Consider the following 24,073-nt stretch of genomic DNA (forward strand, 5'->3'; position numbering starts at 1 on the left):
GAGGTGTGGAGTTCACCTGTGGGACATCCGAAAGGCTCCCAGGGTTGTGCTGGTACGGACTCAAGTGAGGGTTCGGCGTGCGACCGCGGAGCGTCGTCTTCCGTGCAGCCGACCCAGCCAGTGGTCCTGACGGGCGATGTTCACCCGCTCCGGCGGGTGGCGGCCAACCTACGTCCGGCTCGGCGAAGGAGCAGGTCGAGTCGAACGTCTGCGGGGCATGCGTGGTGGCCATGGCGGCCTCCCTCGACAGGGCATGTTCGCACCTGTTCGGTCGCTCCTATGTGGTTACCGCATTCTCCGGTGACGGGCCGTTGACGGCCGATCAGAGGTCAAGGACGACTTCGGTGGTCGGTTGGCTGCAACAGACGAGGATGGTGCTGGGCTCGGGGAGTTCGAGGGGTGGGGTGGTGTAGGTGATGTCGCCTGCCACGAGGTGAGTGATGCAGGTGTGGCACACGCCGGTGCGGCAGGACCAGCGGGTGGGGACGTCGCAGGCCTCGGCGAAATCGAGGAGGGATGCGTGAGCGGGTGACCATGGAGCGGTGATGCCGCTGCGGGCGAAGGTGATGAGGGGGCCGGTGCCCGTGGGACCGGGTGGTTGGTGCGGGCGGATCGCGGCGGTGGGTGTGACGCCGGGGTTGATGGCGGGGAGAGCGCTGAACTGTTCCGTATGGATCTGCTCGGGGCGCAGACCGTGATCGCGCAGGAAGCCGCCGAGGTCGTCCATGAAGGCGGGTGGTCCGCAGAGGTAGGCGTCAGCGTCCGCGGGGATGCCCGTGGCGCTGAGTGACTGGGCGGTCGGGCGGCCCTGGCTGATGTGGGGCTCGTCGGGATGTGGGTTTTCGGCGGTGTAGTAGATGTGCTCGTGGGCGTTGGGGAGTTGGGCCAGGAGCGCCTTGGCCTCCTCCGCGAAAGCGTGGTGGGTGCGGTCGTGGGCAGTGTGGATCCACCAGATGGGGCGTGGGTCTCGTGTGGCGGCGAGTTGGTGGAGCATGGCGAGCACGGGAGTGGCACCGATCCCTGCGGAGAGGAGAACGATCGGGCGGGTGCCTTTTTCGAGTACGAAGGTTCCGCGGGGGCTGGCGATGTCCACGAGGTCACCGGGGTGGAGCGTGGCATGGATGTAGCTGCTGACTTTCCCGTGGGGCTCGCGCTTGACGCTGATGCGGTAGGTGCCGACTGTGGGCGCGCAGGACAGGGAGTAGCTGCGCACTGCGGGGGCGGCTTCGCCGACGGTGAGGCGGATGGAGAGGTACTGGCCTGGGCGTGCCTCGGGTAGGGGGGTGCCGTCGGTGGTGGTGAGGTAGATCGACGAGATGGTGGGAGTCTCGGGGACGACACGGGCGACGCGCATGGTCTTGAAGCCGGGCCATGCCGGTTCTTCTCTGGGTTGCTGGGTGCTGACGCGTTCGCCCGGCCATCCCGGTTCCTGCTGGGGCTGCTGGGCGGCGGCGAGTTCACGGAAGGACTGCTGCCAGCCGGGGCTGAGTGCGGGGATGTTCAGTGCTTTGCGCAGCTTGGCGGGGTCGCGGTCGGGGAGGTAGAGCAGTGCGTCGGTGTCGGCGACGCTGAGTTCTTCGGGGCCCTTGCGCGTCTGGGTGATGTCATCGCCGGCCTGGACGCGTCCTTCGTTGATCACGCGCAGGTAGAAGCCGGGGCGGTGGTGGGCGACCAGGAGGGAGGCCATGGTGGGTTCGCCCAGACGCATGCCGACGCGATAGCAGGTGACGCGGGGCTGGGTGACTTCGAATTCTGCTTCGCCGATCCGGTACCGGTCGCCGATGCATACTTCGTCGTCGAGCAGACCGTCGACGGTGAAGTTCTCCCCGAAGATCCCGAAGGTCAGGTCGTCGCGGCCGAGGCGCTTCTGCCAGTACTGGTAGGACTGCAGCTGGTAGACGAGGACGGCTCGAATTTCGCCGCCGTGCCCAGCCAGGTCTCCTTGACCGTCTCCGTCGACGTTCAGCCGCCGGACCATGCGGGGGCCTTGGACGGGGGCCTTCCAGGCTCCGGTGTGGACCGTCCTGCCCTGCCAGGACACGTCCTCGGGCATACCTGTGTTGACGGACAGCAGCGTCGCCATTGCGGACCTCCTGCGGGGTGGCCGCCTCGGGCAGCCCATCATGGCGCTGTGATCTGTGGCTGAGTCAGGCGACGGGGTACCGGCCCGGCTCGTGGAACAGGATTCTGCCAGGTATTGCCTGTGCCGTGGGTCGCCAGATCTCCGTGAGCGGGCGGTGGGCGCCGCCGGCCGCCCACCGGCTGGTGAAGCGTTCCATTTTATCGGGGCTGACCTGGATGTGGAGCGCCCCGACGCCATCAGGGGTCGCGTGGAGGCAGATCACGCCGACGACGCGCTCGCCGGCGTGATCAGCGGCGCGGGGCCGCCCTTGACAGCGGTGGCGTGCACCGCCGCGCTGCCACCGACCGCGGCCCGCTTGACGGTGCCGGGCCGGAACAGCCCCCGCAGGTAGCGAGTCAGGAGAGCCAGTCGGTGTAGCGGGTGGGGGCGAGGTGCGCGTTCTTGTCGGTGAGGACGTCGCCGCTGACGACGGCGAACATGCCGGCGGTGGGGTCGGTGACGACGGTACGGCTGTCGCCCTTGTGGGACAGAGTGATCCGGCCCAGCTCGTCCAGGTTGAAGATCTCGGGGCCGCCGATGTTGCGGATGCCGTTCAGCGGGGCGCCCGCGGCGACCTCCGCCACCGCAGCGGCCACGTCCTTCGAGGCGATCGGCTGGATCGGCGTGGCGGGCAGCCGGACGATGTCGCCGTCGGTGGTCCAGGACATGACGGCGTCCATGAACTCCATGAACTGCGTCGCCCGGACGATCGAGAAGGGGACCGGTCCGTTCGCGAGGATGTGCTCCTGGAGCGTCTTGGCCCGGTAGTAGTCCAGCTCCGGCACCTGGTCCGTGCCGACGATCGAGAGAATGACGAAGTGGCCGACGCCGCCCTTGTCGGCCGCGGCCAGAAGGTTGTCCATGGAGGTCTGGAAGAAGGCCGGGGAGGCTTCGTCGAAGGTCGGGGAGTTCGTCAGGTTGACGACGACGTCGGCTCCGGCCACCGCCTCGTCGAGTCCCTGGCCGGTGATGACGTCGACTCCGGTGGACTTCGAGTGCGGTACCGCCTGGTGCCCGGCGGCGTTCAGATCCTTGACGACCTGCGAACCGATCAGTCCGGTACCACCGATGACTGCGAACTTCATTACAACCCTTTCGTTGGGGGCATGTGCGCAATATGACATAAGAACAGCCATTTGGGACCGGCATCGAACATGGGCTGCACCGGCTGAGGGTGTGCGATGTCGGCAGCCGTGGTGTGGAACGCCCGCCCCAGTGCCGCGAAACCGCGGTCCTCGCGGGTGGGGTGCACGCAGCTGGTCGGAGGGACGGCGTACCGACCCGCTTCAGGGGCGATCCACAGGCTCGTGCTGGTTAATCCCGTATGGCCGCGCGGGACGGTGGTGCGAGCCTCCGCCAGGACGATGCCAGTCGCCGTGGGGCCGGTCTCAGTGGGCGACGGAGTTCGGATCGTCGAGTTCGTGCAGACCGGCTGGCCCGGACCAGCCGGTCCCGAACGCCGACGCCACCCAGACCGCCAACGTCCGCTCGGGGTTCCACGTAGACCGCGGGGCCGTCCGCTCAGTCCAGGCCGGGGCCGTGCCCGCCCCGGACCTTGGCCAGGTCCCGGACGGCCTGATCGAGCAGGGTGCGCATGGCCGACTCGGCCGCGTCGGGATCCTGCGCCCTGACGGCGTCGAGCACGGCGCGGTGGCTGGGGACCGGGCCCTCCGGACGGTCGGAGCGTGGACGAGGCGACCGCGGACGGCCAGGCCGCTGGATATGACCAGCTCCATGCGTTCGAGCTTGTGGGAACGCAGTATGCGACGCATGGTGCGACGACCAGAGCAACTACCGTCAGCTGCACGGCGGTTGATATGGCAGGCTGGGGGATCATCGAGGCCGGGAGGGGCTCAGCGTGAGACAGGACGGCTTCCACGCCGGGAAGATCGACACCAGCACACCGCATCCCGCCCGGATCTACGACTACTTGCTCGGCGGCAAGGACCACTACGAGGTGGACCAGCGGGCCGGTGACGAACTCGCCGCCGCCGCGCCCGAGGTGCGCATCGGCCTGCGGGCCAACCGCGCCTTCCTGGGGCGCGCCGTCCGGCACGTCGTGGGCAGCGGCGTCCGCCAGATCCTCGACATCGGCACGGGCCTGCCCACGTCGCCGACCGTGCACGAGACCGCGCACGCCGTCGCGCCCGACGTGCGGGTCGCGTACGTCGACAACGATCCGATCGTGAGCGCGCACGCGGGCGCCCTGCTGAGTGGCTCCAGCGCCACCGGCATCGCCCTGGCCGACCTCCGCGACCCGCGCTCCGTCGTCGACCACCCGGACGTCCGTCAGGTCATCGACTTCGACGAGCCGGTCGCCCTGCTTCTCGTCGCCGTCCTGCACTTCCTCACCGACGCGGACGAGCCCGAGCGGATCGTCGCCACCTTGCGCGACGCCCTGGCACCCGGCAGCTTCCTCGTCCTCTCCCACGCCACGGGCGACTTCGCCGACCGCAGTGCGGCTCAGGCCGTCTACAGCAAGGCCACGGCCACCTTGAACCTGCGGTCCCGCGCCGCGGTCGAGCGCTTCTTCACCGGCTTCGAACTGGTCGAACCCGGCCTGGCCCAGGCCCCGTTCTGGCGCCCGGACATCCCACCGCCCGCCGGGTCCGAGGGGATCGGGTTCTACGGGGGCGTGGGCCGCAAGACCGGCTCCCGGTGAGCGGTCGCCTCAGTCCCCGCTTCCAGGTTCGGCAACACACCACCGCGGCCCCGGCGTGTGGTTCCGGACGACAAACGCCCATCCGACCCCAAGCTCGTCGGTGACGCCTCTTCGGCCACCGGTCGTCGGCTGCTCAGGCCGAGTTCTCCCCGGGGACTGGAAGCGGCTGCCGCCAAGGCGTGGATGTGTCGATCTCTGGTGCCTTTCCGCAGATCGACTGTGCTGTGTCGGTGGCTTCCGCGGGGGTGGGAACAGAGACGCCGAGGAGGCTGAAGGGAGAAGGGGAAGAGGTCCGCAGTTCGACACACACGACCGGCCTGCCGGACCGTATGGCCACGAAATCCATCCCGGCTTGGTGGCTGCGCGTGCCGATACACCAGGTCCCTGGGATCCATACGCCTCTATGGGGGACACCGCGCAGAGCCCTCCACCAGTCGGGTTCGACGGTCACCCGGATCACCGCGGTCAGCGGCGTGCGCACATTGCCGTGGCGGGCGGCTGCCCTTTCCCGCCATGACAGATGCACGACCAAGTCATCGCCATCAACGAAAATCCGCGCCATCGTTTGAATTCTCCTCCCCATCCTGGGTTACGGAGGCCTTGGATACCGCCTGGCATGGCCTCCTCACCGGAATCGGGGAGCACCACGTACGCCGCCGGGCGACTCTCTGTCTCACCATCCTTCACGTGCACCCCGAGTACCCGGCCTTCCCACCGCCAACCACTACACAGGCAAGGCCAAAACCCACCCTGCAGAACCCGGCAATAGGGGTGCCGCCGCCTACCGGTCGACGCATCAGATCGAGGCGGTGGCCTTGGCCTGGAGGGCCTCGGTGATGTTCTGCTCACGCCAGCGGCGCAGGAGGTCATGGAAAGCGACGGCTCCGTGCGGGTAGGCCGTGGGACCGTTGGGGCGCCCGCGGCCCTCGCGGTTGTAGTAGCCGGGGGTGCACTCGGCGTGGAACCACTCATGGTCGGGGGCGCCCTTGGCGCAGACGTCGATCCACGCGGCCCCGGCATCGGGGGTCGGCTCCACGACGGCGCTCTTCTCCTGCGCGGCGTTGACCAGGGCGGCGGCGTGCACGGCCTGTTCGTCCAGGATGTGCGTGAAGTTCACGCTGCTGGCGTTCTGCAGCGAGCCCATCTGGATCAGGTTCGGGAACCCGTTGCTGGTGAAGCCGTGCAGAGTACGTGGGCCCTGCTGAGCCCACGCGTGCAGAAGCTGAACCCCGCCCCGGCCGGTCACGGGCAGGTTCCCTGACACGTCCACGACCGCCTCGCAGGGCCGCAATGGCCCCACCTCGACGCCGAGCAGTTGCCAAGCCGCAAGGGCGACGCGCTCTCGTTCCGCCGGGGTGGGGCCGGCGACGGCGCCGGAGACCATCGCGACGGCGAGCATGACGTCGGCGGACAGACGATGCCCGGCGGGCAGGCACCGGGCCAGGACCGTGCGGACGCGCTCGGCCAGCGCGCGGGCCTGCTCGCCGTCCCCCCCCGCACGCGCAGCAGGTCGACGAATGCCGTCGAGCGGGTCAGGTGCCAAGTGACCACGCCCAGAACGCCGTTGAGGCTCGCGCCCGGCTCGGCGCCGGCCCGCTCGACCTGCCGGACGTTCTCGTCCAGGCCGTGCGGCGCTGCATGGCGGTCGGCTGCTTCACTGTGTCGATCGAGCGCCGTCGTCGGTCCGGGCGGGAAGGGTTTGCTGCGCCCAGACCGTCTTGCCTCGTGCGGCGTAGCGCGTGCCCCAGCGGTGGCTCATGGTCATCACGAGATACAGCCCGCGACCGCCCTCGTCGGTGGCGTGGGCACGGCGCATGTGAGGCGAGGTACTGGCTCCGTCGGTGACCTCGCACGTCAGGTGCCGGTCACGGATGAGCCGAAGACGCACCGGGCCCTCGCCGTACCGGATGGCGTTCGTCACCAGTTCGCTGATGATCAGTTCGGTTTCGAACGCGATGTCCTCCAGCCCCCAGGCAGCCAGCTGCCGTTCGGCCAGGGACCTCGCCGTGGCGACCACCGACGGGTCGGACGGCAGGTCCCACTGAGCCACCTGGTCATCGGCGAGACCGTGGGCGCGTGCGAGGAGCAGCATGGCGTCGTCCTCGGCCTGCTCGTCGGCCAGGGCGTAGGCGATCGCGTCGGCCGTCTCGGGCAGCGCACGGTCCTGGTGGGCGAGAACCCGCCGGAGCATGTCCGCCGCCTCGTCACTGCCCGCGAGCAGTCCGTCGGTGTACATGCAGAGGACGGCGCCGTCGTCGAGGTCGTACGTGGCTGTCTCGTACGTGCTGTGGGCCGTGCCGAGCGCGGCGCCGGCGTCGGCCTCCACAGTGGTGACCTCTCCGGCCGGCGAGACGATCAGCGGGGCGGGGTGCCCGGCGGAGGCGAGGGTCAGACGGCGCTTCACCGGGTCGTATACGGCGTACACGCAGGTGGCGACCCGTCCGCCGGTAGAGATGCCGTCATCGTGGCCCAACCTGTTGACGTCGCCGTTCTCACTGGCGAGCCGGGCAGCGATCTCGTCGAGATGGGTCAGCAACTCGTCCGGCTCCAGGTCGAGTTCGGCGAGCGTGCGCAGGGCGGTACGGAGGCGCCCCATCATGGCCGCGACCTCGATCCCGTGTCCGACGACGTCGCCGACGACGAGTCCGACCCGCGCTCCGGACAGTTCGATCACGTCGAACCAGTCCCCGCCCGCCCTCACGGGCAGGTACAGATGCGCCGTCTCGACGGTTGTCAGCTCCGGCGTACGGCTCGGCAGCAAATGCCGCTGGAGGGCCGTTGCCGTGTTCCGCTCCCGTGCGTAGCTCGACGCGTGGTCGACGCCGAGGGCAGCCCGGGAGGCGACCTGCACCGCCAGATCGAGATCCTGCCGTGTGTACGGCTGGGGTCGCTCCGAGCGGTAGAGCGTGACGACACCGAGCACAGCATGCGGTACGACGAGGGGCACGGCCATCAACGAGTGGACGCCCGCGGCGGCAAGTGCGTGGGCGTGCTCGGACAGCTCGGGTGACCAGACCCCCTCGGCGTCCAGGTGCGTGATCAGGCGGGGCTTGGCGTCCTCGAGGCTCCGTGTGAGGGGGGAGGCCAGGGGCAGCGTCCCAAGGATCGTGTCCCTTTCGTCGGCGTGTGTGCCGGGCCCGTTCAGGAACGCCGCCCGGCTCAGAGGCTGTCCGGTGTCGACCGGTCCCCGACGGCGAGGCTCACCGCGCAGTACCGCATCCAGGATGTGCACGGTCGCGGCGTCGGCGAGGGCCGGCACCAGCGCGCTCGCCAGTTCGCGGGCGGTCGTCGTCGCATCAAGCGTCGTGCCGACGGTCCGGCGAGAGTCGTACAGGAGATCGAGCCGCGCTCGGGCCGCCTCACGTTCGGTCACGTCCTCGACCACTAGGAGCACACCGGGCTGCCCGTCGGCCGCGTCGTCCACCTGGTACACGGACACCGAGACCGTCAAGTCCTCGTCCGGTCGGGTGGCCGACGTGCCCTTCAGGGTGTGCCGTAGCACGGACTGACCCGTGCGGAGGGTTTCCCGAGCGAGGACGGCGAGCTCCGTGGTGTCGAGGCCCGAACTGACCTCTCCGAACGTCCGCCCCATTACCCGCTCGGTGGAGATGCCACGCAGGCCACGGGGCGATGTGTTGTAGCGACGCACCCGCAGCTGTTCGTCGAGAAGGAAGAGGCCGAGCGGTGCCTGGGTGAACAATGCTTCCAGCACGGCCGAGTCCGATGCTGCCGTGCCGAGGTGGGGGTCGGCGTCAACCACGTACGTCCCTCCTGTCCGACTGTTTCAGGCGGGTTGAGCGGTGTTGAGAGGCGGCAGGGTGCACGTGCCGTCGAGGGCTTCCGGGCGCGGTGGGTACTCACGCGGGATGGGCAGGAAGGTGCCTGCTCCGGTTCCGGTGACACGGTGGCCGAGGTAGGCGAAGTTGTCGGTCCAGGTGTCGACGAACTGCATCACGTGGTAACGCCCGGCCGTGTCACGGAGCCGCAGCAGCGGCGGACCGCCGCTGAGGTCCAGCTGTGCCGAGGAGTAGATCGTGTCGTTGTTGACGCTGACGAAGGCGTCCCACGGTCCGGCCGGCGCGATGGCGTGGCTGAAGGCATTGAACGGGGCGGCGGGCGGCGCCGAGATCCCCTCGCGGGTGGTCCGCGCGACCTGCTCCAGGCAGAAGAACACCGGGAAGCCGTAGAGGTACGCCGCAGCCACCGGCCCACCGGCTTCTTCCGCCATGCGCACACCGCCTTCCTGGGACTCCCTTCGGCGCCATCCTCACCCCACCTGCCTCGCCCCGCCACCTGCGTCCGGCCCCTCACGACACGGTCGAGCGTGGGGCATCCGGCAGTAAGCCGATGGCGGCCGGGTTCCGGGAGCATGTGTGGTGCAGCTTCAACCGAAGGCCCCAACGCCAGACCCCCTTCACCAGACCGGGCTCGAAGCCGCTTGTGTGCGCATGCGGAGAATCTCGTCGTGATCCGCAACGCGCCCTCGACGGACGCCCTGGCAATACGCCCTATGCCGGTGTCTGGAAGCCGCCTATCTGCTGCTCGAGCAGTTCGGCCAGTCGCAGCGGGGTGCGGTCCTCGTACATCGGACCGATGAGCTGCACTCCCACCGGGAGACCCTCGGGAGACCGGCCCGCCGGTATGGCGGTGGCGGGTAGACCGGGCATGGTGGGCAGACCGGCCCAGACGAGTTGGTCGAAGTACGGATACTCGACGCCGTCGATGTCGATCCGGCGTTCTCTCGGATCGGGGTTGTGGTCGTGCGGGAACGCGGGAGTCGGCGTGATGGGACACACCACGGCGTCGAACCCGGCGAAGAGCTGCCGCCAGCCGTGGCGGTGGAGCTCGCGACGGCTGTTCACCTCGATCCAGTCGCGGTGGCTGAGCACCATGCCGCGCAGCCGCGCCGCTTCAAGACTCTGGTCGTCTGCGCTCAGTCCGGCGGCGCGGGTCCGCAGCTGCTCGTACCCTTCGACGGGAAAACGTGCAACGGAGCTCGAGAACAGCAACTGCGTGTACAGCATCGCGGCTTCGGTCAGATCGGGAAGCAGCGGACTGTGCCGTTCGACGCGGGCACCGCCGTCGACCAGCGCGGCGGCCACCCGGTTCACGCCCGCCCGCACAGCGGACCCGGTCGGTATGAGTGGATGATTGTCGAGGATCAGGACCCGGAAGTCGCAGAGCCGCTCGTGGCGCGCGGGCGGCAGGGCCAAGTCGTGCGCCACACCGAGCGTCAGCGGGTCCGGTCCGGCCATGACGTCGAGCAGGAGGGCGAGGTCGCGGGCCGTGCGCGCCATCGGACCGACGACGGCGAGGTCAAGGTCGGCCGGCAATGCCGGCGCGGACGGCGGGACCATACCGCGGTTCGCCGCCAGCCCGAGCGTCGGCTTGTGCGCGTAGACACCGCAGAAATGTGCGGGGGTACGCAACGAACCGGCGAGGTCGGAGCCGATGGACAGCGCGCCGAATCCGGACGCCAGGGCCGCCGCTGATCCGCCGGAGGATCCACCCGGCGTGCGAGCGTGATCCCACGGGTTGTTGGTGGTGCCGTGGATCTCGTTGAAGCTCTGCACATCTTGCAGTCCCAAGGGCACGTTGGTCTTACCGAGCACGACCGCGCCCGCGGACTTGAGCCGCGACACCTGCACCGCTTCCTCGGCCGGCATGTAGTCCCTGTGCAGCGGCATGCCCCAAGTCGTGGGCAGCCCGGCCATGTTGTAGGACTCTTTGACCGTCACCGGGATGCCGAGCAGCGGCCGGTCCTCACCGCGGGCGCGCGCCTGGTCGGCACCGCGCGCGGCGGCCCGCGCACGGTCGAAGTCCGGCACACAGATTGCGTTGATCGCCTTGTCGTCCCGCTCGATACGGGTGATCGCCTCGTCGGTCAGTTCCACCGAGGTCACTTCACCGGCACGCAAGGCAGCCGCAAGTTTTTCGGCTGACTGAGAATTCCACTCCATGAATCCGACCGTGTCGGCCACTTGAAAGGGTCACGAAATACCGTCTCGCGCAACGGGTTTGACGTCTTAATACTCAGCAAGACTCAGGGCTGCAGGAGCCTCTCCCCTCCTCTATGGCGGCAGAGGAGATGGCGTTGCACGGATGCGTCGCGTGTGGATCTCCGGCGGGTGGTGACGGGCATGCCCGATGGGGCGGCCCTGGTGACGAGTCAGGGCTCGGTGGGGCCCATGTCGTTGCGCACTGCTTTCGCGACGCGGGCAGCCGGAGTTGTCGCTTTCCGAGACCGTGGACGAGATGCGCATCACTGCCCGAGCGCTTCGGGTCGGGCGTACGCGATCATGACTGGATGGACGCTCACTTCCTTGGCACCTCTGAGCTGGTCGAAGCACCGTCCGTGGCGGTCGTGGTCGACGTCATGCGCGCTTTCACGGTGGCTGCCTGGGCCTTTGCCCGGGGAGCGGAAAAGATCGTTCTTGCCGAGTCACTGGAGGAAGCCCTGGCGCTCAAGGCTCGCCACCCGGATTGGGTGGCGAGCAAAGACGGTCCGTCCGCGCCCGGGTTCGACACCGTCAACTCGCCGGGCCTGCTGCGGTCTATTGACCTCGGCGGACGGACCGTTGTGCAGAAGACCACGGCAGGGACCGTCGGCGCCCTTGCGGTCAAGGAGGCGTCGCTGGTGCTGTGCGCAAGCTTCGTGGTGGCGGAGGCAACGGCCCGGCTCTTGCGGATACGCGAGTGTGACGGCGTCACGTTCGTGGTCACGGGCGAGGATGGGCAGGCCGATGAAGATCTGGCGTGCGCTCAATACATCGCTCGGAGGGCCACCGAGGCTGGGACGGATGCAGCTGAGTTCCTCCGCCGCGCCGGCGAGTCGCGCGCCGCCGCCGAACTGGCGGAGGGCGTGCGTCAGGGAGTCCATCCTGATGACGTGGCACTCTGCCTCCAGCTCGACCGGTTCCCCTTTGCCATGGTGGCGACCTTGGAAGACTCGCTCATGATCCTCCGTCCGTGCGCGGTGCCGTCGCTGACCGACGAAACTTCGGCCTGATCCCTCTCGCGCACCACGTGGTCGCCCACGCCACGCCCACGCCACCAGGTGGCGGAGAGCCCTTCCCACCAGCGACCGTCCACTGATCAGCGACCGCGCCTCAGCCGATCGACCCAATGGCCGACACCCCGTCGCGACCCACGGCCGCACTCATCGCCCGCCCGCGAGACCCCGGCGACGAATACGCATCAGTTGCGTGGCCAGGCGGGCGGACCACTCCGCCCCTGCCCTACAGGAGACCGCCCCTGTTCACGCGTTCGGGCTGCGAGGGCGGTCACCGCGTTCGCCACGAACGCCGACCTCGCCACCCCACCGAACCGCGCAGTGACTTTACGTGACGACGTATCGTCGGACAGTACCTCCACACTTATGACGATCCTGGGTTGATCCTGTGCATCTTTGCAGGCCGCGGCAGAGATATCGGACGAGGCCACCCATCTCCCCGCCCACCCCCTCCCCACACCGTGATAACACGGAGTAATCAAAATCGAGGAGGGCTACGACCGCATGGGTATCTTCAGCCGTCGCCAGAGCGCGACCACCGACCCGACACCTGCCGCCGGCCCCCGTACACCCTTCCCCAACGCCGCCGCCGGCCCCGCGCTCGACCCCGCCCTTCGCGCACTGACCGGGCAATGGACCATCGACCGCCCCCACAGCCGCATCGGCTTCTCCGTACGCCACGCCATGGTCACCACCGTCCGCGGCGCCTTCACCGACTACGACAGCACCCTGTACTTCGACGGAGCCCGCCCCGCCCAGTCCCGGGCCGACATCACCATCCGCGTCGCCAGCGTCGACACCGGCGTCGAACAACGCGACGCCCACCTCATCGGCACCGACTTCTTCGACGCCCGCCGCCACCCGGAGATGACCTTCCGCAGCACCGCCACCACCCACGAAGGCGCAGAGACCTTCCGCATGACGGGCGACCTCACCATCCGCGGCGTCACCCAGCCCGTCGAGTTGCAACTCGACTACCTCGGCTCCGTCCTCGACCCCTTCGGCTACGAACGAGCCGGCTTCGACGCCACCACCACCATCGACCGCACCCAATGGGGCCTCGTCTACAACCAACGCCTCGAGGCAGGCGGCACCATGGTCAGCGAAAAAGTCCGGCTGCAGTTCGACATCTCCGCCATCCGCTCCACACCCATCGCATAGCCGCACCACCCTGCATGGACCTCCTTGTGGGGCGCAAGAAACTCAGCTCCGCAGGCAGCGGCGGGCGTCCTGCGACCGCCGCCATGCTGGACTTCTGTGCGGACATGGGCATCGGCGCCGACATCGAACTGCTCCCCTCGGCACAGGTGAACGAGGCCCTCGACCGCCTTCGCCGAAACGACGTCCGCTACCGCTTCGTACTCGACATGTCCGACCTGAGCTGATCGGACAGGACGCAGCGCCTCATCCGACGCGCTGCATGCCTCGGCCTTGGAAGTCGCCCACACACGAAACCCCCCACCCCAGCTACGACGTTGGTGGAATGCGGTAGACGGAGACGTGAGAGGGCGACTCGGCGGTGAAGGCGCCGCCCGCCCAGTCCGCATGCCTGCTTTCCAGCTCGAATCCAGCCAGCTGGGCCATGAGGTCGAGTTCCCCCGGCCAGATGTAGCGGTGAGGGCTGCGGAACAATTGAGCCTGCGTGGTCTCGTCGAACCGGAAGTGGTGTGAAACGACGTGCTGACGCAGCACGTCATAGGTGTCCAGACCGATGTAGCCGACATCGGTCTGGCAGACCATGGCTGTCTGGCCCGGCGGGAGCTTGCGCAGCTCAGGTACCCAGAGCTCGATCACGAACCGACCACCGGGATCGAGGTGTCGGGCCGCATTTCGGAAGCACTCGACCTGCTCAGCCTGGGTGAGCAGGTTGGAGATCGTGTTGTAGACGAGATAGACCACGGTGTATTTCCCCGGGACGACGGTGGTCGCCATGTCACCCGTGATCACCGGGATCGTTGCTTCGTCCGCCTTGGTGCGCAGTTGCTCCACCATCGGCAATGACAATTCGATGCCGGTGACAGGAATCCCTCGCTCGGCGAGCGGGACGGCTACGCGGCCGGTCCCGATGGCGAACTCAAGCGCGGCTCCGTCCCCTGCGAGCTCGGCGAGGCGGTCCACGGTCGGACCCAGGATCTCTTGCGCGAACATGCCGGACCCCGGCGTGTCGTAGCGCTTGGCAACATCCGCATCCCAGATTTTCGCCTGCTCCATACCGCTCACGCTCGCCGCTGGCCTACGCGATGTCCAGCGAATTTCTGACAGTGCCATCGCACGCGTGCCGGCCCCGTGCCTTTCCGGCAGCAGCCCCAGGGCCGTGGCGTCACCCGCCTGCTCGGCACGCGTGAGCGCGCGTCCTCTATAGCAAGGCTCGCGCCAACTCCGGCTCATACAGCCCCCATTCCGGCGCCTCCCGTCCAGTGTGACCGTCCTGTGCCGCAGCCAGGCACCCTGCCGGACCCCGTGCTCGGCGGTGGTGCCGAGCATGGGCGGAACGTCAGGCGGGCTCCGCGAAATGCGTTGGGCGAGGTGGACTACCTGGCTGTATGCACTCCCGAGGACCTGCCGGTGGCGATCGGCGGCATCGACTTCCGGGTCTCCGAGGAGTCCGGATTCCTGTGGCAGCTCACCGTGCACCCGGCACTGCAGTCCCGCGGCCTGGGAACGCTGCTCGTGCGCGCTGCCGAACAGCGGATCCGGGACCGCGGGCTGCGCAGGGCCGAACCAGCGGTGGAGGAAAGCAACCCCCGGGCCCGCGCCCTGTACGAACGCCTGGGCTATGTCGCGTATGGGCGCAAACCGGAGGCCTGGGACGAGGAAGGGCCCGACGGGTCGATCCGTAGCCACGAGACGATGTGCGTTCTCATGCGAAGGGGCCTTTGAGCCGCGGTCAGTGGCACAGGTTCAACGGGCGTTGCAGCGGGGTTGGTCCTGACTTCGCTCGCGTCATGGTGCGACGGCATCTCTCAGGCGGCGAACGCGTCCACGCCTGTCAGTTCGGCGGACAGTGCCCACAGGCGGGCCGCTTGCTCCGGGTCCGTGGCCCACTCCTTGACGCCGACCCGGGAGCCGTCCGCCGGGGCGGGCTCGGCGATGTCGCAGTCCTCCAGGTAGACGCCGCCCATGCCGTCCAGCTGGGGGGAGGTCGCCGCCCAGACCTGCGTGGCCGCGCCCTGCTGCGGCGTCTTGAACGCCTCCGGGTGGAGCAGGTTGCCGTCCTCGTCGATCCAGCCCCGCTCGACCATCTCCTGCCTCGGCAGATGCCGCTGAAGGGGCGTCAAGATGCCACCGGGGTGCAGGGAGAAGGCCCGCACGCCCAAACCCCGGCCGCGGCGGTCGAGTTCCACGGCGAACAGCCGCCGTCTTGGCCTGGCCGTACGCCTCCCACTTGTCGTAGCCGTGGCGCCAGTGAACGTCGTCCCAGCGGATACCGGAGGCGTGGTGGCCGGTCGAGGAGACCGAGACAACGCGGGCGCCACCCGGCTCCAGCGCCGGCCGAAGACGGTTGATGAGGGCGAAGTGGCCCAGGTGGTTGGTGGCGAACTGGGCCTCCCAGCCCGGCCCGACGCGGGTCTCGGGGCAGGCCATGATCCCTGCGCTGTCGATGGCGATGTCCAGGGGCCGGCCCGTGGCAAGGAAACGTTCGGCGAAGGCGCGCACGCTGTCCAGGTCACCGAGGTCCATTTCTTCCACCTCGACACCGTCGATGCCGGCCAGGTTCTCCTGTGCCGCGCCGACCCGGCGGGCCGGGACCACGACCCGGGCGCCGGCCTTCGCGAGTGCGCGGGTGGTCTCGGCGCCGATGCCCGAGTATCCGCCCGTCACCAGGGCGAGCCGACCCGTGAGATCGATACCCGCGAGGACATCGTCGGCGGAGCTCCGGGCGCCGAAACCCGAACCGATCTTGTGCTGCGGTGTGCTGCTGTCGCTCATGGGGGCACGGTACGAATTCGAGTGCTCTCGAAGTCAAGCCCACCCCGCGGCCGCGGTCTGAACAGGCTCGAACGGGGAAGCAGCCCCGACCGGACGGGCGAATCATGCCTCCACACACGATGCCGCTGCACCGAGTGGCCCTCCCCCGCCGAACGACCACCGCCCTGAGCGGGCCAACTACAGCAGTCGGTTCAGGTCACTACGGGGATCCGAAGGCCGGGATGGTCAGCGTGCCGTCTTCGGCCAGGGGGAAGCCCGGGTTGTGGGCGATCTCCCACAGGTGTCCGTCAGGGTCGGCGAAGCACCCCGCGTAGCCGCCGTAGGGCGTTGCCTGGGCCGGCTTGGTGATGGTGCCTCCGACTTGTTGTGCCGCGGTGAGGAGCGCGTCCACATCCTTCGGGGAGCGCATGTTGTGCGCCAGGACGATGCCGCCGAAGCCTGTCCCGTCAGTGCTGTCGAGGCCACAGTCGAGTGCGAGCTTGTCGCGGCCCCACAGGACGAGCCCGAGGCCACCTGCCTGGAAGAAGACGGTCTCTTCGACCTCTTGTCCCCGCCAGCCGAGGCTCTCGTAGAACGCCCGGGAGCGCCCGAGGTCGGCAACAGCCAGGGTGATCAGACTGACGCGTTGTTCCATGCGCGGAAGCTAGCACGCGCTCCGACGCACGCCCGGGAGCCTCCATGGCCGCCTGGCACTGACCGCGGGCCGTCTACCCCGGTCCGGACGAGCACCTCAACTGCGGGGGCAGCACAGTCGACGCTGACGGGGCGGACGGCATCGCCGGCCCATCGGCTCAGCCCCCATGGGGCCGGGCCAGGCCGTGGTCGTAGGCGAAGATCACCGCCTGGATGCAGTCGCGAGCGCCGATCTTGGACAGAACGCGGCCGACATGGGTCTTGACCGTGGACTCCGACAGGACGAAGCGGGTGGCGATCTCGCCGTTGGTCCAGCCCTTGCCGATGGCTACGAGGATCTCGCGTTCGCGGGGTCCGGGCCTTGATGCGGGTCCGGCCCATGATTCGAAGGCAATGGCTCAGACGTCGCTGCGCACCAGCCGGTACGCCGCCCCGGCCAGTGCCAGGGCCGTCCAGCCGAGGAAGACCAGGAGCCCAGCGGTCGGCGACAGGGTGCTGGAGTCGTGCGCCAGGGCGAACGTCGCCTCGCCTGCGTTGCTCGGGAGGTACGGGTCGATGTCGCCCTGCCACGAACTGGGCAGCAGGGAGATCAGCCCTGGGACGAGCATGAGGGTGGCGACCAGGACCGAGATGCCGCCCGCCACCGACCGCAGCAGCGCGCCCAGGGCGGTGCCGATCACACCGACCAGACCGAGGTAGAGCCCGGCGCCCAGCAGGCTGCGTACGACGCCGGCGCGGCCGAGGCCCATGGCAGCGGGCGTGCCGGAGACGATCTGGCTTCCGACGAGGAAGGCGACGAACGCGCCGACCGTGGCGATCACGAGCGCGACCAGCCCGTACACCACCGCCTTGGACCACAGCACGGGGAGCCGGCGCGGCACCGCGGCCAGGGTCGAGCGGATCACGCCGGTGGAGTACTCGCCCGCCGTGACCAGCACACCGAGTACGCCGAGGGCCAGCTGGGCGAAGTTCGTGCCGAAGAGGGACAGGCTCACGGCCGTAGCGGAGCCGAAGTCACGTTCCATTGGACGGCCGGAGCCGATCTCGGTCTTGTAGTGGCTCGCGGCGATGACGCCGAAGGCGACGAGGAACAGCAGGCCCAGACCGAGAGTGATCCAGGTCGAGCGCACGGACCAGAGCTTGGCCCACTCCGAGGACAGCACACGCCGTCCGGTCACCCGGTAGACGGGCCCGCCGCGAGTGGCCTGGGCGGTTCCGGGGGTCTCGGGGGTCTCGGGGGTTGCCGTGAGGGTGCTCATGCTGTGCTCCCGAAGGTGTCGGCGCCGGTCGTGGAACCGTGGTACTCCACGGCGTCCTTGGTCAGTTCCATGAAGGCTTCCTCCAGCGACACCGCCTTCGCAGTCAGCTCGAACAGGGGGATTCCGTGCTCGGCCGCCTTCATCCCGATCTCTCGGGCGGTCATTCCGGTCACCTGCAGTTCCTCGGATCCGACGCGGCCGGTGACCTCCACGCCGGGCCCGGACAGCACGTCCCGCAGCGTGGTCGGGTCCTGCGTCGCGACCTTTACGGTGTCACCCCCCGCCTCGCGGACGAGGTCCCGTACGGTCGTGTCGGCCAGCAGCCGTCCCCTGCCGACGATGATCAGGTGGTCAGCCACCAGGGCGACCTCACTCATCAGGTGCGAGGAGACGAAGACCGTCCGGCCCTCCGCCGCGAGCGATGTCAGCAGATTGCGGATCCAGAGCACTCCCTCGGGATCCAGACCGTTGACGGGCTCGTCCAGCATCACCGTCTGCGGATCGCCCAGCAGCGCGGCGGCGATGCCGAGCCGCTGCCCCATGCCGAGAGAGAAGGCACCGGCCCGCTTCTTCGCGACGGTGCCGAGCCCGGCGAGTTCGATGACCTCGTCGACGCGGCGGCGCGGAATGCCGTGGGTGAGCGCGAGCGCCCGGAGGTGGTTGCGTGCCGAACGGCCCGGGTGGATCGACTTGGCCTCCAGAAGCGCTCCGACCTCCTGCAGAGGTGCCTGGTGGCGGGCGTAGCGTTGCCCGTTCACCGTCACGGAGCCCCTCGTCGGCGCGTCGAGCCCGACGACCATGCGCATGGTCGTGGACTTGCCCGCTCCGTTGGGTCCCAGGAAGCCGGTCACCGTGCCCGGCTTCACGGTGAACTCCAGACCGTCGACGGCTGTCTTCTCCCCGTACCTCTTGGTGAGCTGCTGTGCGTCGATCATTCGCTTCTCTCTCTTTTTCGGGCTGAGGCGCTGGACACGCCTGACGCCTCCTCCGCAACGCTAAGACCGCGATGTCCCCGATCCGGTGGTACCGGGGGCTGAAGGGGCCCAGGCGAGTGGTACCGGGGTACTACGCCCCGGCACTGTGCGCGCCCGGCGACTCTGCGGTTGCTGTCCCGGCCGACCGCTGGTCAGGAGCTGTGAGCCATGGGGTGCGTGCCGTCGGCGCGTATCCGCTGTCTGCGGACGACCCGGCCGGCGGCTGTCTTCTGCAGCAGTCCGTAGGCCAGGACCGGCAGGAGCAGGTGCGGTTTGTCGGGAAGCGTCGTGGTGATCAGGACCGCGCTCGCGCTGCTGTTGTTCATGCCGCACGCGAGCGTGAGTGACGATGCCGCGGGAGCGTCGAGTCCCAGCAGACGTGCGGCTCCGCGGCCGACCATGAACGACAGCAGGCAGACGCCGGCCGCCACGGCCAGCGCGGCGGCCAGCAGCAGCGGACGCGGGTGGGCCAGGAACGAGCCGAGGGCGCCGCAGGCGTTGACGTAGGTGAGGAGGAGTGAGCCGACCAGGGCAACGGGTACGCCGATACCGACGACCCGGCGCAGCCACGGCGCCGGCAGTGCCAGGCGGCACAGGATGCCTGCTGCGCACGGCAGGACCACGCCGGCCAGAGCGAATCCGCCGTCGCCGGCGTGCAGGGCCCTGGTGAGTCTGTCGGCGTAGCCGCCTCCCAGCAGCGGCACCAGGGCGCTGGTGACCAGAGGAATGGTGAGCGGGCTGAGGAGGGTGGACGCGAGGACGAGCCCGACCATGGTCGGCTGGTCGCCGCCTCCCTTGCCGGTCCACACGGTCGACCCGGCGGCGACGGGCATGGCAACGATCAGGATCATCGCGGTGACCAGGCCGCTGCCGCCGTCGGTGTCGGGCGTCCGGCGCAGCAGGAACGCGATGGCGGGGATGGCCAGCAGCGGAATCGCCAGGTGCAGAACGAGTCCGGCCAGCAGCGCGATCGGACGGCGCAACAGGGTCCCCAGCGTGCGTACCGGAACCTGGAGTCCGGCCGAGAAGAGCACCAGAGAGAGCAGCAGCGGTGCGGTGGCCAAGGACAGCCGGCCTGCCGCGCCGAGGGGCAGGGGGTGAGCTCGGCGCAGCCACAGTCCGGGGCCCGGCAGGAGCAGGGCAACTGCGTAGGACAGGACGACTCCGCGGCCGAGCCGGCTTCGCAGCCAGTCGGTCGTCCTGTCGGTCCGGGCAGCGCTTCGGGGGTTCAGGGCGGCATTCTTCCGTCGCAGGAGCAGGGGCGGGAAGGAACGCCGATATGCGCCGGGCCGGACAACTGTTCATTCCGCCCATAGTGCTCCCGCGAATCGAGTGGCGCGCGTTGCGCCGCACGGCAGTCAGGATGCGTTCAGGTGCTCTTTGGCGCGGGCGGTGCCAGGACCTCGGTCCGCAGGACGGCCACGGCGGCTGCGCCGTCGCCGTGGCCTGCTCAGGCGTTGAGGGCTCCGGTGCCGAGGAGGGCGAACAGGAGGGCGCCGATGATGACCCGGTAGATGACGAAGGCGTTGAAGCTGTGCCGCGCGACGTACTTCAGCAGCCAGGCGATGGATGCGTACGCGACGATGAAAGAGACCACGGTCCCCGCGACGAGGGGCGCAGTGTCCGCGCCGGCTCCGACGGCGTCCTTGAGTTCGTACAGGCCGGCGCCGGTGAGTGCGGGGATGCCGAGGAAGAAGGACAGGCGCGTGGCGGCGACGCGGTCCAGGTCGAGGATGAGCCCGGTGGACATGGTGGCGCCGGACCGCGAGAAGCCGGGGAAGAGGAGGGCCAGGATCTGGGAGGAGCCGACGAGCATGGCGTCCTTCAGGCTGGTGTCGTCCTCGCCGCGCTTGTGCCGGCCCATCTGGTCGGCGGCCCACATCAGTCCACTGCCGACGATCAACGATCCGGCCACGACCCAGAGCGAGGCGAGCGGGCCCTCGATCAGCGGTTTGGCGGCCAGTCCGACGATGACGACGGGAATGGTGGCGTAGATGACCCACCAGGCGAATTTGTAGTCGTGGTGATAGCGCTGGTCGCGGTGGCGCAGGCCGCGTCCCCATGCGCCCAGGATCCGGACGATGTCCTTGAAGAAGTAGAGCAGTACTGCGGCGATGGCGCCGACCTGGATCACCGCGGTGAACGCGACGACTGACTTGTCGTCCACGGGGATGTTCATCAGCCCCTCGGTGATCTTCAGGTGGCCGGTGGAGGAGACGGGCAGAAACTCCGTCACTCCCTCCACCACGCCGAGGATCACGGCCTGTCCGATGCTGATGGCGCTCACGTGTGCTGCCTTTCCATCGAGAGTGCGTGGCCGGCCCGGCGCCGCCACAGAAGAACAAGGAGTGTTGCCGACGCGGCCCAGCAGCCGGCCAGTAGCCACCCGGCCGCGACATCGGTCGGCCAGTGCATGCCTAGGTAGATGCGAGTGAGGCCCACGGTAGTTGCCCAGATCCCGGGGACAGCGAGCAGGAACGGCCGCCCCCGGCCATGCACCCTGCGGTGTACGGCGAGGGTGAACAAGAGGGCGACCACCATGGACGTCGTGGTGTGCCCGGAAGGCATGGACCATCCGCCGGCTTTCGCCGCCCAGTCCGCGGACGGTGGTCTGGGCCTTGCCAGTGCCGAGGCCAACGCCATACGTAGAAGTTGCGCCGAGGCCAGAGCGAGTACTCCAGCGAGTGCGCCTCGCCAGTACGCGGTGCGCTGCGCGAGCGTTCCAGCAAGCGCCGCCAGCGCGTAGGCCGGCGCTCCACTGCCCGTATCGGTCACGATGATGGCCAACTGCCGTGCCCAGGCCGGACGGTGGCCAAGCATCCACGCGTGCAGGGCCGTGTCCAGGGCGAAGGGCGACGCCCGCGTCGCGACCGCGGCAACCAGGGTCCCGAGCAGAACACCGCATACCGCCAGGACGGACACGGCAGGCCAGAACGGCATGCTCTCGCGCCGAGGGCTGTGGGCAGGCGAAGGAGGCATCAGGCATCCTGTGAGCAGGGTCCACCGCACCTGGGACGTGACGGCGGGCTGGGGACACATTATCTTCTATTCGCGAATAGAAGATACGGCTGACTGTAGACCACGAAAGCAGGAGGACGGCCTTGGATGCTCAGGAACAGGCATCTGGGACCGGTGGCAGGCGCCGGGCCAACGGCGCGCTGGAGACCGAGATCCTCACCTTGCTGCACTCGGCCGGACGCGCCCTGACGCCCGGGGACGTGGCTGAACTCCTGACGGCGTCCCCCGCGCACACCACCGTGGCCACCACGCTCGCCCGTCTGCACAGCCGTGGGGTACTCGAACGAACGCCGCTGGGCCGCAGTTACGCCTATGAACCCGTCTTTGACGAGTCGGGGCTGACGGCCAGGCACATGCACCAGGTGATGGAGGCAGGCACCGACCGCGCCTCGGTTCTGACCCATTTCGTGGACGAGCTGTCCGACGACGACGAAGACCTGCTGCGCCGCCTGTTGGGCAGCGACGGGTAGCGGAGAAACGTACCGATGCACCTGGCCGTCTACTTGCCGCTGCTGCTGCCCGCGCTGGCCGGCTTGAGCGCGGGCCCACTGGCCCGCCGCCTCGAACCGCGGCTGGCGACATGGCTGCTGACAGCAGCCGGACTGATCCTGGCCGTGTCCAGCACCGTGGTCCTCGGCCTGTTGGCCGTGGCGGGATCGGTGCGTCTCCCGCTGATCGCGGCGCTCGAGGGGTACTCGCCCACAGTGATCGCCCGCGACGACCCGGCAGCCTGGCCCGCGGCCCTTGCAGGAGCCGTTCTGCTCACGCTCGCCGTTGCGGCCACCGTCCGCCTCACCGTGCGCCGGGCCGGGGCGCTGTGGGCAGCCGCTCTCGAAGCGGCCTGCCTCCCCGGGAGGGAGTCGGTCGTCGTCACCGACGACCTGCACGCCGACGCGTACACCATGCCAGGACTGCCCGGCCGGATCGTGATCTCCCACGGCATGCTCGACGCTCTTGAGCCCACCGGTCACGACATCATCCTGGCCCATGAGCGGGCACACCTGAAGCACCATCACTATGCGTTCGTCACGCTCGCCCAGATCTCAGCCGCCGCCAACCCGCTGCTCCGCCCGCTGGCCGCCTCCGTCGCCTACACCGTCGAGCGGTGGGCCGATGAGTACGCCGCACTCCACACCGGCGACCGGCGCGCAGTCGCCGAAACCGTGGCCAGAGCGGCCGTGGCCACCAAACGAACCCGCGCGCTACGCCTGCCCTCAGCGGCCCTGGGGGTCCTCGGCCGCAGCCCGGCCCCGGGCATCATCCCCCGCCGAGTCGCAGCCCTGCTCGAACCTCCCCCGCGCAGACCGGCACACCTCCTCGCCGCAGCCGGAGCGCTGGTAGGAGTAAGCAGCGTCTGTGTGCTGGAAGCCGCTCATGACTTGCACGAGTTTCTGGAACTCGCGCACCTACGTTGATGACCGCGCTCCGACGTGGGCGAGCACACAGAGCACACCCTGCATGCCCGCGCTCTCACCGCCAGCCCTGACTTGCCGCTCTGCGACGAGATCACCTCGGCGCTGGATCCTGACATCGCCATCGCCATCGCCATGGCCGTCGCCGTCGCTGTCGCCGTCATGAAGCTCCCGCAACGCCTGCGTGCCGAGCGCAACATGGCCCTCACCATCGTGAGGCACGAGACCCAGATTCCTGAAGTCGCGTAATTTCAGGGGCTCTTCGTGTCAGGGCGGAACAGGCGCCGTCGAGCAATGAGTTCGACGGTTACGGCGACCGCGATGGCCTGCACGGCCATGAGGGCGATCAGTACAAACAGCTGCACCGCCCCGGCCATCACCGGACTCGCACCGCCCAACAGCATGCCCACGAACGCCCCGGGGAGCGTGACCAGGCCGACCGTACGCGTCTGGTCCAGGCCCGGAAGCAGGGCGTCCGATGCCGCGGGCCGGGCGATCTCCATGCGCGCATCCCGGTCGAGGAAGCCCAGCGCCATCGCCGCCTCGACCTCGCCTCGGCGCTGTTCCAGCTCGTCCAGGGCGCGGCGCCCGGAGAGCACCGTCACCGTCAGGGCGCCGCCGATGAGAATGCCGGTGATCGGAACAAGGGCGAGTCCCTTGAGGGGAACCAGTCCCGTGAGCAGCAATGCGGCCACCGTGGGGACGACACCGGCGGCAATGGGCGCGGCGGTCAGCCACCCGGTGCGGTTGGTGGTCAGCCTTCGGCCTGCCGTGCCTACGGCGACGGTGAACATCACGGCCAGGAACGCGACCAGGCCGGCCGCCGTGGTGACTGCCCAGGTGATGACCACGGACACCGCAGCGAGCTGAGCCGCCGCGCGCACCCCCGCGACCAGGATCTCCCTCGGCCTCCGGGCCGATGAGTCGGGAGACAGACGAAACCAGTAGGCAACCCCCGCCGCCACCGCGAGAAGCACGATCAGCAGCACGCCTAACGTGATGTTGACCGGGAGAAGAGATCCTGCGCTCAGCGTCACATGTCTCACCGTAG

The 24,073-nt window shown here is 69.0% G+C and carries 19 protein-coding genes and 6 pseudogenes; 8 read left to right on the forward strand and 17 right to left on the reverse strand.

All coding sequences use genetic code 11. The features are described 5' to 3' along the window. Positions 1-322: 322 nt before the first annotated feature. From ACY0PA_RS03850 to ACY0PA_RS03860, 3 genes and pseudogenes are all read right to left on the reverse strand, one after another. The gene (locus ACY0PA_RS03850; RefSeq protein ID WP_473083334.1) at positions 323-2,083 is read right to left on the reverse strand and encodes an MOSC domain-containing protein; all 1,761 of its coding nucleotides are present in this window, start codon (positions 2,081-2,083) and stop codon (positions 323-325) included. A gap of 395 nt (positions 2,084-2,478) precedes the next feature. Beyond that, on the reverse strand, positions 2,479-3,207 hold the full coding sequence (locus ACY0PA_RS03855) for an SDR family oxidoreductase (RefSeq protein ID WP_473083335.1): 729 nt from the start codon (positions 3,205-3,207) through the stop codon (positions 2,479-2,481). A 436-nt stretch (positions 3,208-3,643) separates the two neighbouring features. After that, positions 3,644-3,870: pseudogene (locus ACY0PA_RS03860) on the reverse strand (FCD domain-containing protein); the annotation flags it as partial. 110 nt (positions 3,871-3,980) lie between these two features. On the opposite strand from ACY0PA_RS03860, the gene ACY0PA_RS03865 reads away from it, so the two are divergent. Next, a complete protein-coding gene (locus ACY0PA_RS03865) occupies positions 3,981-4,784 on the forward strand; it encodes an SAM-dependent methyltransferase (protein ID WP_473083336.1) in 804 nt (267 codons plus the stop codon). Positions 4,785-5,580: 796 nt separating this feature from the next. Here ACY0PA_RS03865 and ACY0PA_RS03870 read toward each other — a convergent pair. The 4 genes and pseudogenes from ACY0PA_RS03870 to ACY0PA_RS03885 form a co-directional block, all read right to left on the reverse strand. Further along, a pseudogene (locus ACY0PA_RS03870) lies at positions 5,581-6,045 on the reverse strand (monooxygenase); the annotation flags it as partial. A 393-nt stretch (positions 6,046-6,438) separates the two neighbouring features. Further along, positions 6,439-8,544, reverse strand: coding sequence for an ATP-binding SpoIIE family protein phosphatase (locus tag ACY0PA_RS03875; RefSeq protein WP_473083337.1), 2,106 nt, complete (start codon positions 8,542-8,544; stop codon positions 6,439-6,441). Between the two features lie 24 nt (positions 8,545-8,568). Continuing rightward, entirely contained in the window at positions 8,569-9,012 is a 444-nt protein-coding gene (locus ACY0PA_RS03880; RefSeq protein ID WP_473083338.1) for a DUF1254 domain-containing protein, read from the reverse strand. Between the two features lie 280 nt (positions 9,013-9,292). After that, entirely contained in the window at positions 9,293-10,744 is a 1,452-nt protein-coding gene (locus ACY0PA_RS03885; RefSeq protein ID WP_473083339.1) for an amidase, read from the reverse strand. 347 nt (positions 10,745-11,091) lie between these two features. Here ACY0PA_RS03885 and ACY0PA_RS03890 point away from each other — a divergent pair, with 347 nt between their 5' ends. The 3 genes and pseudogenes from ACY0PA_RS03890 to ACY0PA_RS03900 all read left to right on the forward strand — a co-directional run. Beyond that, on the forward strand, positions 11,092-11,793 hold the full coding sequence (locus tag ACY0PA_RS03890) for a 2-phosphosulfolactate phosphatase (protein WP_473083340.1): 702 nt from the start codon (positions 11,092-11,094) through the stop codon (positions 11,791-11,793). 507 nt (positions 11,794-12,300) lie between these two features. Continuing rightward, the gene (locus tag ACY0PA_RS03895; RefSeq protein WP_473083341.1) at positions 12,301-12,957 is read left to right on the forward strand and encodes a YceI family protein; all 657 of its coding nucleotides are present in this window, start codon (positions 12,301-12,303) and stop codon (positions 12,955-12,957) included. A 14-nt stretch (positions 12,958-12,971) separates the two neighbouring features. Next, positions 12,972-13,181, forward strand: a pseudogene (locus ACY0PA_RS03900) (NAD(P)-dependent alcohol dehydrogenase); the annotation flags it as partial. Between the two features lie 82 nt (positions 13,182-13,263). Here ACY0PA_RS03900 and ACY0PA_RS03905 read toward each other — a convergent pair. Beyond that, positions 13,264-14,007: a class I SAM-dependent DNA methyltransferase gene (locus tag ACY0PA_RS03905; protein ID WP_473083342.1), complete on the reverse strand. Its 744-nt coding sequence runs from the start codon at positions 14,005-14,007 to the stop codon at positions 13,264-13,266. A 258-nt stretch (positions 14,008-14,265) separates the two neighbouring features. Between ACY0PA_RS03905 and ACY0PA_RS03910 the strand changes: the two are divergent. Next, positions 14,266-14,676 (forward strand): annotated as a pseudogene (locus ACY0PA_RS03910) (GNAT family N-acetyltransferase); the annotation flags it as partial. Positions 14,677-14,759: 83 nt separating this feature from the next. Here the strand turns inward: ACY0PA_RS03910 and ACY0PA_RS03915 are convergent. The 8 genes and pseudogenes from ACY0PA_RS03915 to ACY0PA_RS03950 all read right to left on the reverse strand — a co-directional run bounded on the left by ACY0PA_RS03915 (position 14,760) and on the right by ACY0PA_RS03950 (position 21,571). Beyond that, a pseudogene (locus ACY0PA_RS03915) lies at positions 14,760-15,726 on the reverse strand (SDR family NAD(P)-dependent oxidoreductase). Between the two features lie 199 nt (positions 15,727-15,925). Continuing rightward, positions 15,926-16,360 carry a VOC family protein gene (locus ACY0PA_RS03920; protein ID WP_473083343.1) on the reverse strand — a complete coding sequence of 145 codons (435 nt, stop codon included), beginning with the start codon at positions 16,358-16,360 and terminating at the stop codon, positions 15,926-15,928. Between the two features lie 157 nt (positions 16,361-16,517). Further along, positions 16,518-16,709, reverse strand: a pseudogene (locus ACY0PA_RS03925) (response regulator transcription factor); the annotation flags it as partial. A 48-nt stretch (positions 16,710-16,757) separates the two neighbouring features. Then, a complete protein-coding gene (locus tag ACY0PA_RS03930; protein WP_473083344.1) occupies positions 16,758-17,618 on the reverse strand; it encodes an ABC-2 transporter permease in 861 nt (286 codons plus the stop codon). Continuing rightward, positions 17,615-18,553 carry an ATP-binding cassette domain-containing protein gene (locus ACY0PA_RS03935; RefSeq protein WP_473083345.1) on the reverse strand — a complete coding sequence of 313 codons (939 nt, stop codon included), beginning with the start codon at positions 18,551-18,553 and terminating at the stop codon, positions 17,615-17,617. Before ACY0PA_RS03935 ends, ACY0PA_RS03930 begins: the two co-directional genes overlap by 4 nt. A 191-nt stretch (positions 18,554-18,744) precedes the next feature. Next, positions 18,745-19,824 (reverse strand): bile acid:sodium symporter family protein, encoded by a 1,080-nt coding sequence (locus ACY0PA_RS03940; protein ID WP_473086229.1) that lies wholly within the window; start codon positions 19,822-19,824, stop codon positions 18,745-18,747. Between the two features lie 218 nt (positions 19,825-20,042). Continuing rightward, positions 20,043-20,879: an undecaprenyl-diphosphate phosphatase gene (locus tag ACY0PA_RS03945; RefSeq protein ID WP_473083346.1), complete on the reverse strand. Its 837-nt coding sequence runs from the start codon at positions 20,877-20,879 to the stop codon at positions 20,043-20,045. After that, a complete protein-coding gene (locus ACY0PA_RS03950; protein WP_473083347.1) occupies positions 20,876-21,571 on the reverse strand; it encodes a phosphatase PAP2 family protein in 696 nt (231 codons plus the stop codon). Before ACY0PA_RS03950 ends, ACY0PA_RS03945 begins: the two co-directional genes overlap by 4 nt. 122 nt (positions 21,572-21,693) lie before the next feature. Here ACY0PA_RS03950 and ACY0PA_RS03955 point away from each other — a divergent pair, with 122 nt between their 5' ends. The 3 genes from ACY0PA_RS03955 to ACY0PA_RS03965 are packed head-to-tail and all read left to right on the forward strand — an operon-like array spanning position 21,694 to position 23,271. Further along, a complete protein-coding gene (locus tag ACY0PA_RS03955) occupies positions 21,694-22,080 on the forward strand; it encodes a BlaI/MecI/CopY family transcriptional regulator (RefSeq protein ID WP_473083348.1) in 387 nt (128 codons plus the stop codon). 15 nt (positions 22,081-22,095) lie between these two features. Next, positions 22,096-23,025 carry a M56 family metallopeptidase gene (locus ACY0PA_RS03960; RefSeq protein ID WP_473083349.1) on the forward strand — a complete coding sequence of 310 codons (930 nt, stop codon included), beginning with the start codon at positions 22,096-22,098 and terminating at the stop codon, positions 23,023-23,025. A gap of 15 nt (positions 23,026-23,040) precedes the next feature. After that, the gene (locus ACY0PA_RS03965; protein WP_473083350.1) at positions 23,041-23,271 is read left to right on the forward strand and encodes a hypothetical protein; all 231 of its coding nucleotides are present in this window, start codon (positions 23,041-23,043) and stop codon (positions 23,269-23,271) included. A gap of 2 nt (positions 23,272-23,273) precedes the next feature. Here ACY0PA_RS03965 and ACY0PA_RS03970 read toward each other — a convergent pair whose 3' ends face one another. After that, positions 23,274-24,059 (reverse strand): ABC transporter permease, encoded by a 786-nt coding sequence (locus ACY0PA_RS03970; RefSeq protein WP_473083351.1) that lies wholly within the window; start codon positions 24,057-24,059, stop codon positions 23,274-23,276. Positions 24,060-24,073 lie beyond the last annotated feature (14 nt).

It is taken from the genome of Streptomyces sp. DS1-CR2 (assembly GCF_055760475.1).

Bases quoted from the DNA above. Each gene is read 5' to 3' on its own strand.
- ACY0PA_RS03850 (WP_473083334.1), bottom strand. From the start codon at position 2,083: ATGGCGACGCTGCTGTCCGTCAACACAGGTATGCCCGAGGACGTGTCC.
- ACY0PA_RS03855 (WP_473083335.1), bottom strand. From the start codon at position 3,207: ATGAAGTTCGCAGTCATCGGTGGTACCGGACTGATCGGTTCGCAGGTC.
- ACY0PA_RS03880 (WP_473083338.1), bottom strand. From the start codon at position 9,012: ATGGCGGAAGAAGCCGGTGGGCCGGTGGCTGCGGCGTACCTCTACGGC.
- ACY0PA_RS03885 (WP_473083339.1), bottom strand. From the start codon at position 10,744: ATGGAGTGGAATTCTCAGTCAGCCGAAAAACTTGCGGCTGCCTTGCGT.
- ACY0PA_RS03890 (WP_473083340.1), top strand. From the start codon at position 11,092: ATGGACGCTCACTTCCTTGGCACCTCTGAGCTGGTCGAAGCACCGTCC.
- ACY0PA_RS03895 (WP_473083341.1), top strand. From the start codon at position 12,301: ATGGGTATCTTCAGCCGTCGCCAGAGCGCGACCACCGACCCGACACCT.
- ACY0PA_RS03905 (WP_473083342.1), bottom strand. From the start codon at position 14,007: ATGGAGCAGGCGAAAATCTGGGATGCGGATGTTGCCAAGCGCTACGAC.
- ACY0PA_RS03920 (WP_473083343.1), bottom strand. From the start codon at position 16,360: ATGGAACAACGCGTCAGTCTGATCACCCTGGCTGTTGCCGACCTCGGG.
- ACY0PA_RS03930 (WP_473083344.1), bottom strand. From the start codon at position 17,618: ATGAGCACCCTCACGGCAACCCCCGAGACCCCCGAGACCCCCGGAACC.
- ACY0PA_RS03935 (WP_473083345.1), bottom strand. From the start codon at position 18,553: ATGATCGACGCACAGCAGCTCACCAAGAGGTACGGGGAGAAGACAGCC.
- ACY0PA_RS03950 (WP_473083347.1), bottom strand. From the start codon at position 21,571: ATGCCTCCTTCGCCTGCCCACAGCCCTCGGCGCGAGAGCATGCCGTTC.
- ACY0PA_RS03960 (WP_473083349.1), top strand. From the start codon at position 22,096: ATGCACCTGGCCGTCTACTTGCCGCTGCTGCTGCCCGCGCTGGCCGGC.